Raw genomic sequence first — 16,187 nt, forward strand, 5'->3', positions numbered from 1 at the left:
CGCCATGGCATCCACCACCGACACCGCGCCACCCGGCCCGACCGCCCCCGGCGCGCAGGCCCCGCCCCTGCCCGACGACCCGGCGGGACTGAAGGTCGTCCCCGCCCGCCACTACGCCCGCTGGGCCGCGGCCGCCGCCGTGGTCGTGCTGGTCGCCCAGTTCACCCACGGCCTGGCCACCAACCCCGTCTGGGAATGGGACGTCTTCCGGGACTACGTGCTGTCCGAGACGATCGTCCAGGCGGTGTGGGTGACGCTCCAGCTCACCGCCTACGCCACCGTCCTCGGCTTCCTGCTGGGCACCGTCCTCGCCTTCATGCGGCTGTCCCGGAGCCCCGTGCTGCAGACCGTCGCCTGGACCTACATCTGGATCTTCCGGTCCATCCCGATGATCGTGCAGCTGGTGTTCTGGTTCAACCTGAGCGCCCTCTACGACCGGCTGGGCTTCGGCATCCCCTTCGGCCCGGTGTTCTGGTCCGTCGACAGCAACAGCATCATCGGCACCATCGGCGCCGCCGTCATCGGACTGACCCTCCACCAGGCCGCCTACGCCGCCGAGATCGTGCGCGGCGGCGTCCTCGCCGTCGACGAGGGCCAGCTGGAGGCGGCCGCCGCACTCGGCATCCCCCGGCTGCGGCAGATCCGGCGCATCGTCCTCCCGCAGGCCATGCGCGCCATCCTGCCCACCGCCGGCAACGAGATCATCGGCCTACTCAAAGGCACCTCGGTGGTCTACGTGATGTCCATCGGCGAGCTCTTCTACCAGGTGCAGGTCATCTACGGCCGCAACGGCCGGGTCATCCCCCTGCTGCTGGTCGCCACCGCCTGGTACGTCGTCCTGACCTCCCTGCTGTCGGTCGCCCAGTACTACGTGGAACGCCGCTACGCCCGCGGCGCCGACCGCACCCCGCCGCCCACCCCGCTGCAGCGCGCCCGCCGCTTCGTCCGCACCCTGCGCGCGGAAGCGGGCCGGCGCCACCGGCCCGTCGTACCGTTCAAGCCCCTGGGAGACATCCGATGAGCGACGTCATGGTGGACGTGCGCGGCGTCCACAAGAGCTTCGGCCCGCTGGAGGTGCTGCGCGGCGTCGACCTGAGGGTCCGGGCCGGCGAGGTCACCGTCGTCCTCGGCCCGTCCGGCTCCGGCAAGTCCACACTGCTGCGCACCATCAACCACCTGGAGAAGGTCAACCGGGGCTGGATCAGCATCGACGGCGAACTCATCGGCTACCGCCGCTCCGGCAACCGGCTGCACGAGCTGAAGGAGAAGGACGTACTGAAGCAGCGGACCCACATCGGGTTCGTCTTCCAGAACTTCAACCTCTTCCCGCACCTCACCGTGCTCGACAACCTCGTCGAGGCGCCCGTCGCCGCCCTGCGCCGCCCCCGCAAGGAGGCCGTGGAGACGGCCCGGCGGCTGCTCGCCCGCGTCGGTCTCGCCGACAAGGCCGACGCCTACCCGCGGCAGCTCTCCGGCGGACAGCAGCAGCGCGTCGCCATCGCCCGCGCACTCGCCCTCGAACCGAAGGTGCTGCTGTTCGACGAGCCCACCTCGGCCCTCGACCCCGAGCTGGTCGGCGAGGTCCTCGACGTCATCAAGGACCTGGCCCGCACCGGCACCACCATGATCGTCGTGACCCATGAGATCGGCTTCGCCCGCGAGGTCGCCGACACCGTGGTGTTCATGGACGGCGGAGTCGTCGTGGAGCAGGGGCCGCCCTCGGCCGTCCTGGACGAGCCGCAGCACGAGCGCACCCGCGCCTTCCTCTCCAAGGTCCTCTGACCGCCCCGCCCGTCCCTCTCGCACGCAAGGAGCACCCCTGTGTCCCCCTCGACCCTCCGCCGCACCGCCGCCGCGCTCGCCCTGACCTCCGCCCTCGCCCTCTCCGCGTGCGGCAACCCCGACGACGGAGGCACCACCGAGGTCGACTCCGGCAACGGCGGCAAGACCAGGATCAACCTGACCGCCGACCAGGACCGCGTCCGCACCGACAAGGTCGACGCCATCGCCGCCAAGGTCCCGGCGGAGGTACGTAAGAGAGGCACCCTGGAGGTGGTGAACTCCTCCGGCTCCGCCGCGCCGCTCACCTTCGTCGCCACCGACAACAAGACCGTCATCGGCGTCGAACCCGACATCGCCTCCCTGGTCGCCGACGTGCTCGGCCTGGAGCTGCGGCTCAACCCCGTCTCCTGGGAGAACATCTTCGTCGGCATCGACAGCGGCAAGTACGACGCCGGCTTCAGCAACATCACCGTCACCGAGGAACGCAAGGAGAAGTACGACTTCGCCACCTACCGCGAGGACAACCTCGGCTTCGAGGCGAAGAAGGGCAGCGGACTGAAGATCGACGGCCCCGAGGACGTGGCAGGACTGACCGTCGCGGTCAGCAGCGGCACCAACCAGGAGAAGCTGCTCGTCGAGTGGAGCAAGGAGAACGAGCGGGCCGGCCGCGAACCGGTGGACATCAAGTACTACCAGAACGACAGCGACACCTATCTCGCCCTCCGGTCCGGCCGCATCGACGTCTACCTCGGCCCCAACCCCACCGCCGCCTACCACGCGGCGACCACCGGCAAGACCGAGGTCGTCGGGACCTACTCCGGCGCCGGCGCCGACCTCCAGGGCCTCATCGCCGCCACCACCAAGAAGGACAGCGGACTGGTCGAGCCCCTCGCCGAGGCGATCGACCACGTCATCGAGAACGGCACCTACACCAAGGTCCTCAAACGCTGGGGCCTGTCCGAAGAGGCCGTCACCACGTCCGAGATCAACCCGCCCGGTCTGCCCAGGACCGCGAGCTGACCACCGGGCCCCGGCGCGGGGACGGCGCTCCCCGCCGTCCCCGCGCCCTCCACCCCGCCACCGTCACGGACTTCCAGGAAGGCACCGACGTGTCCCCGACACCCGCATCACCCCTGCACCTCGCCGTAGCCCTCGAAGGCACCGGCTGGCACCCGGCCTCCTGGCGCGAACCGGTGTCCCGCCCCCGCGAGCTGTTCACCGCCCGCTACTGGGCCGACCTGGTCACCGAGGCCGAACACGGCCTGCTCGACTTCGTCACCCTGGAGGACGGCCTCGGCCCCCAGACCTCCCGCTTCCTCGAACCCGACGACCGCACCGACCAGGTACGCGGACGCCTCGACGCCGTCCTCACCGCCGCCCGCATCGCCCCGCTCACCCGGCACATCGGCCTGGTCCCCACCGCGGTGGTCACCCACACCGAGCCGTTCCACCTCTCCAAGGCGATCGCCACCCTCGACTACGTCAGCACCGGCCGGGCCGGCGTTCGCGTGCAGATCACCGCCCGCCCCGACGAGGCCGCCCACTTCGGCCGCCGTACCGTCCCCCGGATCGACGGCTGGGACGACCCGACCGTGCGGGAGGCGGTGACCGAACTGTTCGACGAGGCCGCCGACTACGTCGAGGTGCTGCGCCGGCTCTGGGACAGCTGGGAGGACGACGCCGAGATCCGCGACGTCGCCACCGGCCGCTTCATCGACCGCGACAAGCTGCACTACATCCACTTCGAGGGCCGCCACTTCAGCGTCAAGGGCCCCTCCATCACACCCCGCCCGCCCCAGGGGCAGCCCCTGGTCAGCGCGCTCGCCCACGACACGGTCCCCTACCGCCTGGTGGCCCGCTCCGCCGACGTCGGCTACGTCACCCCGCACGACACCGGCCAGGCCCGGGACATCGTCGCCACCGTCCGGGAGGAGCAGGAGGCCGCCGGACGCGCCGCGGAACCCCTGCACGTCTTCGGCGACCTCACCGTCTTCCTCGACGACGACCCGGCCAAGGCCGCCGCCCGTTGCGCCCGCCTGGACGACCTCGCCGGGGAGCCGTACACGCCCGACGCCCGCGTCTTCACCGGCACCCCCGCCCAACTCGCCGACCTCCTGCTGGAGTTCCAGGCAGCCGGGCTCACCGGGTTCCGGCTGCGGCCCGCCGTCCACGGCCACGACCTTCCGGCGATCACCCGCGGCCTGGTCCCCGAACTCCAGCGCCGCGGCGCCTTCCGCCGCGCCTACGAGGCCGGCACCCTGCGCGGCCTGCTGGGCCTGCCCCGGCCCGCCAACCGCTACGCCACCGCCTGAGCCGGAGGAACGACCACCGCCATGAGCAAGCCGCTGAAGCAGATCCACCTCGCCGCCCACTTCCCCGGCGTCAACAACACCACCGTGTGGAGCGACCCCGCGTCCGGCAGCCACATCGAGTTCAGCTCCTTCGCGCACTTCGCCCGCACCGCCGAACGCGCCAAGTTCGACTTCCTGTTTCTCGCGGAAGGGCTACGGCTCCGCGAACAGGGCGGCCGCATATACGACTTGGACGTCGTCGGCCGCCCCGACACGTTCACCGTGCTGTCCGCCCTCGCCGCCGTCACCGAGCACCTCGGACTGACCGGCACCATCAACTCCACCTTCAACGAGCCCTACGAGGTGGCCCGCCAGTTCGCCAGCCTCGACCACCTCTCGGGCGGCCGCGCCGCCTGGAACGTGGTCACCTCCTGGGACGCGTTCACCGGCGAGAACTTCCGCCGCGGCGGCTTCCTGCCGCAGGCGGAGCGCTACTCCCGCGCCAAGGAGTTCCTGGCCACCGCCCACGAACTGTTCGACTCCTGGCACGGCGACGAGATCCTCGCCGACCAGGAGACCGGCGTCTTCCTCCGCGACGCCAAGGCCGGCGCCTTCGTCCACCGAGGACAGCACTTCGACATCCACGGCCGGTTCAACGTCCCGCGCTCCCCGCAGGGCCGCCCCGTCATCTTCCAGGCGGGCGACTCCGAGGAGGGACGCGAGTTCGCCGCGTCCGACGCCGACGCCATCTTCAGCCGCCACGCCACCCTCGACGCCGGGCGCGCCTTCTACACCGACGTCAAGCGACGCCTCGCGAAGTACGGCCGCCGTCCCGACCAGCTGCTCATCCTGCCCGCCGCGACCTTCACCCTCGCCGACACCGACGCCGAGGCGCGGGAGCTGGCGAAGGAGGTGCGCCGCCAACAGGTCAGCGGCGCCACCGCCCTGCGCCACCTGGAGTTCGTCTGGAACCGTGACCTGTCCGGCTACGACCCCGACGGACCGCTGCCCGACATCGACCCGGACGTCACCAGCCGCCACCTCGCCGAGGGCCGCGCCCAGGTGCGCATGTACCGCGACCCGCTGGCCACCGCCCGCGAGTGGCGCGAACTGGCCGCCGCCAACAACTGGTCCATCCGCGACCTCGTGATCGAGACCGGCAACCGGCAGAACTTCATCGGCTCCGCCGAGACGATCGCCCGCACCATCGACGAGTACGTGCAGAACGACGCGAGCGACGGCTTCATCCTCGTCCCGCACGTCACCCCCACCGGACTCGACGCGTTCGCCGACAAGGTCGTCCCGCTCCTCCAGGAACGCGGCGTCTTCCGCACCGACTACGAGGGCCCCACCCTCCGCGACCACCTGGGCCTCGCCCACCCGGACGGCCTCGGCGACCGGCGGGCCGCCTCATGAAGTTCCTCGCGGTCACCCTGATCGTCCACCGCCCCGACCCCGTCACCGGCGTGCTCGAGCCGACGCACGACCGCTTCCGCGAGGTCCTCGACAACGCCGTCCTCGCCGAGGAACTCGGCTTCGACGGCTTCGGTGTGGGGGAGCGGCACGAGCGGCCCTTCCTCTCCTCCGCGCCCACCGTCGTCCTCAGCCACATCGCGGCCCTGACCCGCCGCATCCGCCTCTTCACCGCGGTCACCACGCTCAGCCTGCTCGACCCGGTGCGCGCCTACGAGGACTACGCCACCCTCGACCACCTCTCCGAAGGCCGCCTCGACCTCATCATCGGCAAGGGCAACGGCACCGCCCAGCGTGAACTGTTCCAGGTCACCCCCGAGGACCAGTGGGACCGCAACGCCGAGAGCTACGACGTCTTCCGCCGGATCTGGCGGCAGGACACCATCACCGCCGACACCCGCTTCCGCCCGCCGCTGAAGAACGCCGAGGTGTGGCCCCGCCCCTACCAGCGGCCCGTCCGCGTCTGGCACGGCAGCGCCACCAGCAAGGAGTCCGTCGACCTGGCCGCCCGCCACGGCGACCCGCTGTTCTCCGCGAACGTCACGCACCCCATCGAGCCCTACGCCGAGCTGATCGACCACTACCGGGAACGCTGGGCGCACCACGGCCACGACCCGGCGCGGCTCACGGTCGGCGCCGGCACGGCAGGGCTGCTGGTGGCCCGTACCTCCCAGGAGGCCGTCGAGACGTACCGGCCGGTCTTCGAGGCCAACCTGGCCTTCCAGAAGGAGACCGGGCTGCCGGTGGTCTTCGAGACGGTGGAGGACTTCGTCGAGCGCAGCTCCGCGCTGATCGGCAGCCCGCAGCAGATCGTCGACAAGGTGCACCGCTACCACGAGCGGTTCGGGCACAGCGTCCTCCATGTGCACGCCGACGCGGGCGGACTGCCCGACTCCGTGCACCGCGACTCCCTCGAACGCTTCCAGTCCGAGGTGGCCCCCGCCCTCCGCCACGCCCTCCCGGACCCGCCGTTCCCGTGGGAGCCGGTCCACCCGGTCCCGTAAGGGGCCCGTACGTTCAGCGACCCCTCCGGCCCGTGGATGCCGGAGGGGTCGCCGTCCGTACGGTGCTCAGGCCGCGGCGGACTTCCGCTCGTACGGGATCGTCTCACCGGCCTCGATCGCGACCGACAGCCGGTTCTCGGCCGGCGGGAGGGGGCAGGTCGCGAAGTCGGTGTAGGCGCACGGGAGGTTGGTGGCGCGGTTGAAGTCCAGCACCACACGGCCGTCCGGACCCGGCGCGTCGATCTTCAGCGCCCGGTTGGCGGCGTACGTGGTCACCCCGGAGGTCGCGTCGGTGAACAGCACCAGCAGGTCGCCCGGCCCGCCGCCCTCGAACGCGGTCAGCTCCAGCTCCTGCCCGTCCAGCTCGAAGCGGACCTTCCCGGGCGCGTCGTAGACGTGCTCCAGCCCCTCCACGGCGGCGCCCACCGTGGTGGGGCGCGGCTCCGGGAACGCCACGTACGTGCCGGTGATCCGCCAGCGCGGGTCCGGCGCGTAGGCGGGGGTGCCGGCGAACCGGGTGCGCAGCGGGTGGTCGGGGTGACGCGGCCGGACCACGTCCTGGCCGCCCCGGCGGGCTGTCTCGATCACCGCGTCGCCCCAGACGGCGTTCACGGAGGCGCGCTCCGCGAGGACACCGAAGTGGTGCCGGCCGCGCACGGTGACGCCGTCGACGACCAGCTCCTCCCCGTCGTCCAGCTCGACGGTCACCCCGTCGTCGCCGGCCGACCAGACGCCGGGCGCGCCGGGGAACCGCTGCGGCTCCGCGTTCGGCCAGTACAGGCCGGTAACGGCGAGGAACCGTGCTCATGGGCGAGCGCCGCGTCCTTGTGCCGGTGCCACTCCTCCCACTCGGCGACGAAGACGTCGGTGCCGGCGGGTGATTCCTGGACGGTCATGTGCACTCCTCGGGTGGAGAGTCGGTGTCAGGGCAGGACGGGCAGCGGGGTGCCCCAGGTGTGGGCGAAGAACGTCTCCGCGCCGGGACGCCGCTCACGGACGGCGGTCTCCCGCTCGCGCAGCGTCGGCGGCAGCAGGTCCGCGGGGGCCAGCGCACCCACGGCGACGACGGACAGCGGCCGGAACCCCTCCGGCACGCCCAGCGACGCGTGCAACGCGTCGGCGTCGAAGCCGGACATCTGATGCGCGTGCAGCCCCAAGGCGTGCGCCTGCAGCACCAGTTGGGCGACCGAAAGCCCGGTGTCGTACGCGGGGCCGTGCTGCGGCACGCCGTTCTCGGCGCGTTCCTCCGCCACTGCCGCGACCAGCAGCGAACTGGTGCGCGCCCACTCCTGGTTGAAGGGGACGAGCGCGTCGAGGATGCGCAGGTACGTGGTGTCGCCGCGCCGGCCGACGAGGAACCGCCACGGCTGGGCGTTGTAGGCGGAGGGCGCCCAGCGGGCCGCCTCCAGCAGGGAGACCAGCTCCTCGTCGTCCAGGATGTGCGTGGCGTCGAACGACCGGGGGCTCCAGCGGTCGGCGAGCAGCGGATGGACGGCCGCGGCGGTGGTCGCGGTGTGGGGTGACATCGGGGAAGTCCTCATTTGTCAGGGGTGTGTGCGGTGACGTGTCCCGGCGTCCGCGCCGGGACCGGGGGAGGGGCGGGCAGGAGTTCGCGCACCAGCGCGGCGACCTGCTCCACCTCGATCAGGAAGCCGTCGTGCCCGTACGGCGACTCGACGACGCGCGGCCCGTCCGCCGTGGGGATGCCCGCCGCCAGCTCCGCCTGCTGGACCGGCGGGTAGAGCCGGTCGGAGTCCACGCCCGCCACCAGCGTGGGTGCGGTCACCCGGCCGAGCGCGGCGCGCACCCCGCCCCGTCCGCGGCCGACGTCGTGGCTGTTCATCGCCTCCGACAGCACGACGTAGCTGCCCGCGTCGAAGCGGCGCACCAGCTTGTCCGCGTGATGGTCCAGGTAGGAGGCGACCTGGTAGCGGCCGCCGCGCCATGGGTCCTCCGCGTCCTGCGGGCTGCCGGCGAAGCGGCTCTGCAGCTCCGGCTCGCTGCGGTAGGTGATGTGGGCGATGCGCCGGGCCAGGCCGAGTCCGGCGTGCGGGCCGCGCCCGGTGTCGTGGTAGTGGCCGCCGTGCCAGTGCGGGTCGGCGCGGATGGCGTGCACCTGCGTCGAGGCCCACGCGATCTGCTCGGCGCTCGCCGCCGCCGTCGTCGCGAGCAGCAGGAGCGCGCCGGTCCGCTCCGGGTGGGACACGGCCCACTCCACGGCCCGCATCCCGCCCATGGAGCCGCCGACGACCAGCGCCCAGCGGTCGACGCCCAGCGCGTCGGCGAGGGCGGCCTCGGCGGCGACCTGGTCGCGCTGGGTCAGGAACGGGAAGTCACCGCCCCAGCGCCGTCCGGACGGGCCGCGGGAGGACGGTCCGGTGCTGCCCTGGCAGCCCCCGAGCACGTTCGGCGCGACCACGAACCAGCGGTCCGTGTCGAGCGTCCGCCCCGGTCCGACGAGCCCGTCCCACCAGCCGGGCGTGGGATGCCCGGGACCGGCGGGACCGGCGACATGGCTGTCGCCGGTGAGGGCGTGCAGCACCAGCACCGCGTTCGATCTGTCCGGCGCCAGCCGACCCCACGTCTCGAACGCCAGCCGCACGCCCGCGAGTTCGTCACCCGCCTCCAGCGGAAGCGGCCGCGGGTGCGCGTACCACTGCCGCCGCCCGGGCGGGTCCCCCTCCCGCCAGGCCCCGGAGGCCGGCGGGAGGGGGACCGGGGACGGCCTCAGGACGGTGTTCAGGACGCGCCCTTCGCCGCGCGGAACCCGGCCTCCAGGTCGGCCTTGAGGTCGTCGAGGGCCTCGATGCCCACGGACAGCCGCACCAGGCCGGGCGAGGTGCCGGTGGCCGCGAGCTGCTGCTCGTCGAGCTGGCTGTGGGTGGTGGACGCCGGGTGGATGATGAGGCTGCGCACGTCACCGATGTTGGCGAGGTGACTGAACAGCCGTACGGCGTCCACGAACCGCTTGCCGGCCTCGACGCCGTCCCGCAGCTCGAAGGAGACGATGGCGCCCGCGCCGCGCGGCAGGTACGTCTGCCCCGCCTCGTACCAGGGGCTGGACGGCAGGCCCGCGTAGTGCACGGCGGCCACCTCGTCGCGCTGCTCCAGCCACTCGGCGAGCGCCCGCGCGTTCGAGGAGTGCCGCTCGATGCGCAGGCTGAGCGTCTCCACACCCTGCAGCAGCAGGAACGCCGAGTGCGGGGACAGCGCGGGACCCAGGTCGCGCAGCAACTGCACCCGCAGCTTCACCGCGAACGCGCCCGGACCGAGCGCCGGCCAGTAACGCAGGCCGTGGTAGCTCGGGTCGGGCTCGCTGAAGTCGGGGAACCGGTCGGCGTGCGCCCCGAAGTCGAAGGTGCCGCCGTCGACGACCACACCCGCGATGGCCGTGCCGTGACCGCCGAGGAACTTCGTCGCCGAGTGCACCACGACGTCCGCGCCGTGCTCCAGCGGACGCAGCAGGTACGGCGTGGGCACCGTGTTGTCCACGATCAGCGGCACACCCGCCGCGTGCGCGACGTCCGCGACCGCCCGCACGTCGAGCACGTTGCCGCGCGGGTTGCCCAGGGATTCCGCGAACAGCGCCTTGGTGTGGGGGCGGATCGCCGCCCGCCACGCCTCCGGGTCGTCGGGGTCGTCCACGAAGGACACCTCGACGCCGAACTTCGGCAGCGTGTGACGGAACAGGTTGTACGTGCCGCCGTACAGGGAGGTGCTGGACACGATGTGGTCGCCGGCGCTCGCCACGGTCAGCAGCGCCAGCGTCTCCGCGGCCTGCCCCGAGGCGAGCGCCACGGCCGCGACACCACCCTCCAGCGCGGCGATCCGCTGCTCGAAGACGTCCTGGGTCGGGTTGTGGATGCGGGTGTAGATGTTGCCGGGCTCGGCCAGGGCGAACAGGTCGGCGGCGTGCTGCGTGTCGCGGAACACGAACGACGTCGTCTGGTAGATCGGCGTCGCCCGTGCCCCGGTCGTCGGGTCGGGCTCGGCGCCCGCGTGCACCTGCTTGGTCTCGAAGGACCAGGCGGGTGTGGTGTCGGCGGCGGACTCCCCGTCGGGGGTGTGGCCCGCGGTGACGGAGTCGATGGGCTGGCTGCTCATGAGAGTGCTCCCTGGCGAAGAGTGGGGGAGGGGGTCGTGCCCGAGGACGCCACGGCGCCACGCGCCAGGGCCCCGGACATGCGGGGGCCATGGTCAGCGCGGTGCGGTGAAGCGCGAAGGAGAGAAGAGAGGCCGGACTACGGCCGGGCGCGCGGCGTCAGCTCGCGGCGGAACAGCCCGTGGTGGTGACACGCACGTAATCGACGTGGCGGCGGGTCACGAGCACGGTCATGCGCTCAGGTAACCACACGCCGGCGGCGCCGCGCCAGATCGACGGACGCCGTCTCACCCGCCGGGACGACGTCCAGGCGTCCTTGACCCGTGTCACCGACTGCTGTTTTGATCGACGGCATGAAGCGACAGGACCTCACGCGGCGACGCCACGTCGACCTTGCGCGTGTCTCCAGCTCCTGCTGTCGCACCCGGGCCTGAGCGCGACCGAGGACATCCCTCGCCCCGCTCCCTCTCCCTGATCACGGCCTCCGGCCGCACCGCCGACGTTTGCCGTCGTCGCCGCGCCGTCGCCTGACGTCCACTCACGCATCCCTCCGCCTGCCGGTCGGTCAACGGACCCCGTTCGCCCCGCTGTTGTCCGCGGGCTGACCGGGGGCCACCCGTCGCCGCCCCGACCCGCATCGATCCCCGGAAGGTCCTCGCATGGCCACCGTCCTGTCCGTCTCCGGAAGTCCCTCCGCCACCTCCCGCACCGCCCGGCTGCTGCGCCACCTCGACCAGCGGCTCGTCGCCCAAGGGCACGAGGTGATACCGCTCGACGTGCGCACCCTCCCGCCCGAGGCGCTGCTCCTCGCCGACTTCCACCATCCGGCGATCGTCGAGACGGCCGCCCTCTTCCAGCAGGCCGACGGCGTCGTCATCGGCACGCCCGTCTACAAGGCCGCCTACTCCGGGCTGCTGAAGGCACTGCTGGACCTGCTGCCGCAGTACGCGCTCACCGGCAAGACCGTCCTGCCGCTCGCCACCGGCGGCAGCACCGCCCATGTCCTCGCCATCGACTACGCGCTGCGGCCCGTGCTCAACTCCATGGGCCCCGCCCACATCACGCCCGGCTGGTTCACCCTCGACAAGGAGATCACCGTCGGCGACGACGGCACCCTGACCGTCGCCCCCACCGCGGCCGAGGCACTGGCCCAGGTCACCGACCAGTTCTCCCGCGCACTCGGCGGCCGCACCCTGCTGGCGGCCACGGGCTGAGCGTCTCCGGGCGTACGGCGGACCGCTGTCCCTCGCACCCGGAGCCGTGACGAGCCGTGAACGGGCCACCCTTCCGAGCCCGCCACCGACGACGAACTCCCCGAACGGAGCCCTCGCGTGACCCTCACCTTCCACTGGTTCCTGCCCACCAACGGCGACAGCCGGCACGTCGTCGGCGGCGGCCACGGCACCCCGGCCACGGCGTCCGGACGGGACCGGCCGCCCACGGTCGCCTACCTCAGCCAGATCGCCCGCGCCGCCGAGGACCTGGGCTTCACCGGTGCGCTCACCCCGACCGGCGCGTGGTGCGAGGACGCGTGGCTGACCACCGCCATGGTCAGCCAGAACACCGAACGGCTGAAATTCCTCGTCGCCTTCCGCCCCGGTTTCGTCTCGCCCACCCTCGCCGCGCAGATGGCGTCCACCTTCCAGCGGCAGAGCGGCGGACGGCTGCTGCTCAACGTCGTCACCGGCGGCGAGAGCCACGAGCAGCGCGCCTACGGCGACTTCCTCGGCAAGGACGACCGCTACCGCCGCACCGACGAGTTCCTGCACATCGTGCGGCAGTTGTGGCGGGGGAAGACGGTGGACCTGGACGGCGACCACGTACGGGTGTCGGGCGCCCGGCTGGCCCGGGTACCCGACCCGGTGCCGGAGGTGTACTTCGGCGGCTCCTCGCCCATCGCCGGCCGCGTCGCGGCGAAGCACGTCGACGTCTACCTCACCTGGGGCGAACCGCCCGCCGCCGTCGCGGAGAAGATCGCCCGGATCCGCCGCCTGGCCGCGGAGGAGGGCCGCACCCTGCGCTTCGGCATCCGTCTGCACGTCATCACCCGCGACACCTCCGAGCAGGCGTGGGCGGAGGCGGGCCGCCTCCTCGACGGATTCGACCCGGAGACGATCCGCACGGTGCAGGAGGGACTCGCCCGCAGCGAGTCGGAGGGCCAGCGGAGGATGCTCGCCCTGCACGGCGGCGGCAGCCGCGACGGCCTGGAGATCCACCCCAACCTCTGGGCGGGCATCGGCCTGGTCCGCGGCGGCGCGGGCACGGCCCTGGTCGGCAGCCACGAGGAGGTCGCGGAACGCATCAAGGAGTACCACGCCCTCGGCATCGACGAGTTCGTCCTCTCCGGCTACCCGCACCTGGAGGAGGCGTACTGGTTCGGGGAGGGAGTGCTGCCGCGGCTGGAGGCGGAGGGGCTGTGGGCCCATCCGTTCCGGGCCGGGACGGGACATCGAACCGAGGCCGGGCACCCAGCTCTGTCCGCGTCGTAATCTCAGAGCCCTCTGATCCCCGCCCGTTAGCGTCCCGTCCATGGTGCGCGACTACATCGTCATCGGGGCCGGACCGGCCGGACTTCAGCTCGCCGCTCTGCTGGAACGGGAGGGACGCGACTATGTTGTCCTGGAGCGGGGGAGCGGGCCCGGCACGTTCTTCACCCGCTTCCCCCGTCATCGGCAGCTGATCTCGATCAACAAGGTCAACACCGGGTACACCGACCCGGAACTCGCCCTCCGCATGGACTGGAACTCGCTGCTCACCGACGACCCGGAGCTGCTGTTCACCCGCTACACCGAGCGCTACTTCCCGGCCGCCGACGACCTGGTGCGCTATCTGGGCGACTTCGCCCGCCGCACCGGCGTCCGCGTCGAGTACGGCGTCCACGTCGCCCGTGTCTCCCGCGACGGCGACGGCTTCCTGGTGCGCGACGACGGTGGCCGGACCTGGCAGGCCCGGCGGCTCGTCGTCGCCACCGGCGTGTCCCTGCCGCACGTGCCGGACATCCCCGGCATCGAAACAGCCGAACGGTACGACGACTTCGACACCGACCCGGCGTCCTTCACCAACCAGCGCGTCCTGGTCCTCGGCAAGGGCAACTCCGCGTTCGAGACGGCGGACGCCCTCATGGAGAAGGCCGCCGTCATCCACGTCGCCGGACCGCACTCGCTGAAGATGGCGTGGCAGACCCACTTCGTGGGCCATCTGCGCGCGGTCAACAACAACTTCCTCGACAGCTACCAGCTCAAATCGCAGAACGCCGTCCTGGACGGCACCGTCGAGCGCATCGAACGGCGGCCGGACGGCGGCTACCGGGTGGAGTTCCGCTACGCCCGCACCACCGAACGCCTCCGCGAACTGCACTACGACCGCATTCTGGTCTGCACCGGCTTCCGCTTCGACGCCTCGCCGTTCGACGACACCTGCGCGCCCGAGACGGTGATCGACGGCCGCTTCCCCGCCCAGACCTCCGCCTTCGAGTCGGTGAACGTCCCCGGCCTGTACTTCGCCGGCACCCTCACCCAGCAGCGCGACTTCAAACGCTCCACCAACGGCTTCATCCACGGCTTCCGCTACGGCGTCCGCGCCCTGCACCGCATCCTCGGCGCCCGCCACCACGACACGCCCTGGCCGTCCCGCGACCTGCCCGCCGAGCCCGAGACGGTCGCCGACGCCCTGGTCGAGCGGGTCAACCGGTCCTCCGGGCTGTGGCAGCAGTTCGGTTTCCTCGGCGACGTGGTCACCGTCCACGACGACCGGGCCGTGTACCAGGAGGAAGTCCCGCTCGACTTCGTCGCCGACGGCGGGCTCGGCCCGGCGCGCGACCGGTTCGTGGTGGACCTGGAGTACGGGCCCGACCACGACCACGGCGACCCGTTCGACGTGACCGTGCCGCGCGTCCGCGAGAACGACCCGGAACACGCCATGGAGTCCACCTATCTCCACCCCGTGGTGCGGCACTACCGCGACGGCGCGCTCGCCGGCACCCACCACCTGGCGGAGAACCTGGAGAACGACTGGGACATCCCGGCCGTCCACCGGCAGCCGCTCGCCGCGTTCGTGAAGTCCTGCCTTGGCTGAGCAGTTCCCCGGCGCCGTGCTCGACCTCCTGGAGGCGGCGGGCGACCGCCCCGTCTTCGAGCACGGCGACCGGGCGGTCTCCGGACATCAACTCCTCGCACTGGTCAGGCGGGTGACCAACGGACTGCGCGCCCGCGGGGTCCGCCCCGGCGACGGTGTCGCCCTGCTGCTGGGCGTCACCCCCGAGGCGTTCGCCGCCGTCCTCGCCGCCCACACCGCCGGCGCGCGCGTCGTCGGCGTCCGGCCGGGGCTCACCGACGCCCAGCGCGAGCACCTGCTCGCCGACACCGCCGTCCAGGTGACCGACCGCCCGGACGGCACGGCAGCCGGCGCGCTCACGCTGTCCGACCTGCTCGCCGCCGAGGACGACGGGACCCGCCCGCACGTCTCGGGCCGGCCCCAGGACGTCGCCCGGCTCGTCCACACCAGCGGCAGCACCGGCATGCCCAAGGCGTGCGCCCAGACCTACGCCGCCATGACCGCGGCCTGGGCGGCCCACCCCGACCGCTGGCCCCCCGCCGTCCGCGAACTCGCCCCGCGCCTGCGGCGGTTCCTCGTGTTCGGCACCCTGGCCAGCCAGGTCATGATGGAGTACGGACTGCTCGCCCTCGCCGCCGGCGGCACCCTCGTCGCCGACGACCACCCGTCCTTCCCCGACAGCCTCGTCCGCCACCGGGCCACCGGCAGCGTCATCACCGTGGCCCGGCTGACCCGGCTCGTCGCGGACGTGCGGGAGCGGCCCGTCGACCTCGGCGCGCTGCGCGCGCTGATGGTGTCCGGCTCGCCCGTCGACGCCGCCCGGCTGCGGCAGGCCGCCGACGTCCTCGGACCGGTCGTCTTCCACGGCTACGGCCAGACGGAGACCGGCATGATCTCCATGGCCACCCCGTACGACGAGCCAGGCTCCCTGGGCGTACCGCCGGTCGACCTGGAGGTGCGCGACGCCGACGGCAGACCGCTGCCACCCGGCGCCGACGGCGAGCTCTACGTCCGCACGCCCTCCCAGGGCTGCGGCTACTGGAGTGAACCGGGCCTGAGCGCCGAGGTGTTCACCACCGGCGGGTGGGTCCGCACCCGCGACATCGGCCACCTCGACACGCGGGGACGCCTCTGGCTGACCGGACGCGCCCGCGACGTGATCATCGTCAACGCCAACGTCCACTACGCCGGCCCCGTCGAGCGGGTCCTCGCCGCCCACCCGTCGGTGGCGGAGGCGTACGTCGTGGCCGCACCGGACGAGCACACCGGCGAGGCCGTCCACGCCTACGTGGTGCCCGCACCCGGCCGGACGCCCCGGCTCGGCGAGCTGCACGCGCTCGTGGCGGCCGAACTCGGCGAGGCCACCGCCCCCACCCGGCTCACCCTGATCGAGGAGGTCCCGCTCACCCCGGCCGGCAAGCCCGACAAGCGCGCCTTGGCGGAACGCGGTCGGTGACCGCGGCCAACACTGCGGGGCCCCGG

At 72.6% G+C, this 16,187-nt stretch carries 14 protein-coding genes and 1 pseudogene; 11 read left to right on the top strand and 4 right to left on the bottom strand.

The genetic code is table 11. The features are described 5' to 3' along the window. Positions 1-4 precede the first annotated feature (4 nt). From ACQZOG_RS14370 to ACQZOG_RS14395, 6 genes are all read left to right on the top strand, one after another. Entirely contained in the window at positions 5-1,021 is a 1,017-nt protein-coding gene (locus tag ACQZOG_RS14370) for an amino acid ABC transporter permease (RefSeq protein WP_037643038.1), read from the top strand. Then, entirely contained in the window at positions 1,018-1,782 is a 765-nt protein-coding gene (locus ACQZOG_RS14375) for an amino acid ABC transporter ATP-binding protein (RefSeq protein ID WP_033276293.1), read from the top strand. The genes ACQZOG_RS14370 and ACQZOG_RS14375 overlap by 4 nt, the downstream gene beginning before the upstream one ends. 39 nt (positions 1,783-1,821) lie before the next feature. Further along, entirely contained in the window at positions 1,822-2,802 is a 981-nt protein-coding gene (locus ACQZOG_RS14380; RefSeq protein WP_261676019.1) for an ABC transporter substrate-binding protein, read from the top strand. Between the two features lie 89 nt (positions 2,803-2,891). Further along, positions 2,892-4,094, top strand: a complete 1,203-nt coding sequence (locus ACQZOG_RS14385; protein WP_430741544.1) for an LLM class flavin-dependent oxidoreductase — start codon at positions 2,892-2,894, stop codon at positions 4,092-4,094. Positions 4,095-4,115: 21 nt separating this feature from the next. Then, positions 4,116-5,489, top strand: a complete 1,374-nt coding sequence (locus ACQZOG_RS14390; RefSeq protein ID WP_354793785.1) for an NtaA/DmoA family FMN-dependent monooxygenase — start codon at positions 4,116-4,118, stop codon at positions 5,487-5,489. Next, a complete protein-coding gene (locus ACQZOG_RS14395) occupies positions 5,486-6,550 on the top strand; it encodes an LLM class flavin-dependent oxidoreductase (RefSeq protein WP_193468574.1) in 1,065 nt (354 codons plus the stop codon). Before ACQZOG_RS14390 ends, ACQZOG_RS14395 begins: the two co-directional genes overlap by 4 nt. 66 nt (positions 6,551-6,616) lie before the next feature. On the opposite strand, the pseudogene ACQZOG_RS14400 reads toward ACQZOG_RS14395, so the two are convergent. From ACQZOG_RS14400 to ACQZOG_RS14415, 4 genes and pseudogenes are all read right to left on the bottom strand, one after another. Continuing rightward, a pseudogene (locus ACQZOG_RS14400) lies at positions 6,617-7,446 on the bottom strand (DUF1684 domain-containing protein). Between the two features lie 27 nt (positions 7,447-7,473). Continuing rightward, positions 7,474-8,076 carry a nitroreductase family protein gene (locus ACQZOG_RS14405; RefSeq protein WP_033276287.1) on the bottom strand — a complete coding sequence of 201 codons (603 nt, stop codon included), beginning with the start codon at positions 8,074-8,076 and terminating at the stop codon, positions 7,474-7,476. 11 nt (positions 8,077-8,087) lie between these two features. Further along, on the bottom strand, positions 8,088-9,293 hold the full coding sequence (metX, locus tag ACQZOG_RS14410; protein ID WP_430741876.1) for a homoserine O-acetyltransferase MetX: 1,206 nt from the start codon (positions 9,291-9,293) through the stop codon (positions 8,088-8,090). After that, entirely contained in the window at positions 9,290-10,654 is a 1,365-nt protein-coding gene (locus tag ACQZOG_RS14415) for a bifunctional o-acetylhomoserine/o-acetylserine sulfhydrylase (protein ID WP_084207037.1), read from the bottom strand. Before ACQZOG_RS14415 ends, metX begins: the two co-directional genes overlap by 4 nt. 351 nt (positions 10,655-11,005) lie before the next feature. Between ACQZOG_RS14415 and ACQZOG_RS14420 the strand changes: the two genes are divergently transcribed. The 5 genes from ACQZOG_RS14420 to ACQZOG_RS14440 all read left to right on the top strand — a co-directional run bounded on the left by ACQZOG_RS14420 (position 11,006) and on the right by ACQZOG_RS14440 (position 16,161). After that, complete coding sequence (locus ACQZOG_RS14420) at positions 11,006-11,086, top strand: putative leader peptide (protein WP_350328476.1); 81 nt, start codon at positions 11,006-11,008, stop codon at positions 11,084-11,086. Between the two features lie 225 nt (positions 11,087-11,311). Continuing rightward, a complete protein-coding gene (ssuE, locus tag ACQZOG_RS14425) occupies positions 11,312-11,866 on the top strand; it encodes an NADPH-dependent FMN reductase (RefSeq protein ID WP_037643050.1) in 555 nt (184 codons plus the stop codon). 117 nt (positions 11,867-11,983) lie between these two features. Then, positions 11,984-13,141 carry an LLM class flavin-dependent oxidoreductase gene (locus tag ACQZOG_RS14430; protein ID WP_430741545.1) on the top strand — a complete coding sequence of 386 codons (1,158 nt, stop codon included), beginning with the start codon at positions 11,984-11,986 and terminating at the stop codon, positions 13,139-13,141. A gap of 40 nt (positions 13,142-13,181) precedes the next feature. Beyond that, positions 13,182-14,726, top strand: a complete 1,545-nt coding sequence (locus ACQZOG_RS14435) for an NAD(P)-binding domain-containing protein (RefSeq protein ID WP_430741546.1) — start codon at positions 13,182-13,184, stop codon at positions 14,724-14,726. Further along, the gene (locus ACQZOG_RS14440) at positions 14,719-16,161 is read left to right on the top strand and encodes a class I adenylate-forming enzyme family protein (RefSeq protein ID WP_058917490.1); all 1,443 of its coding nucleotides are present in this window, start codon (positions 14,719-14,721) and stop codon (positions 16,159-16,161) included. The genes ACQZOG_RS14435 and ACQZOG_RS14440 overlap by 8 nt, the downstream gene beginning before the upstream one ends. The last annotated feature ends 26 nt before the right edge of the window (positions 16,162-16,187 follow it).

Origin of the sequence: Streptomyces sp. P13-3-3 (assembly GCF_050571355.1) — a bacterium.
In the GTDB taxonomy this organism is placed as follows: domain Bacteria; phylum Actinomycetota; class Actinomycetes; order Streptomycetales; family Streptomycetaceae; genus Streptomyces; species Streptomyces althioticus.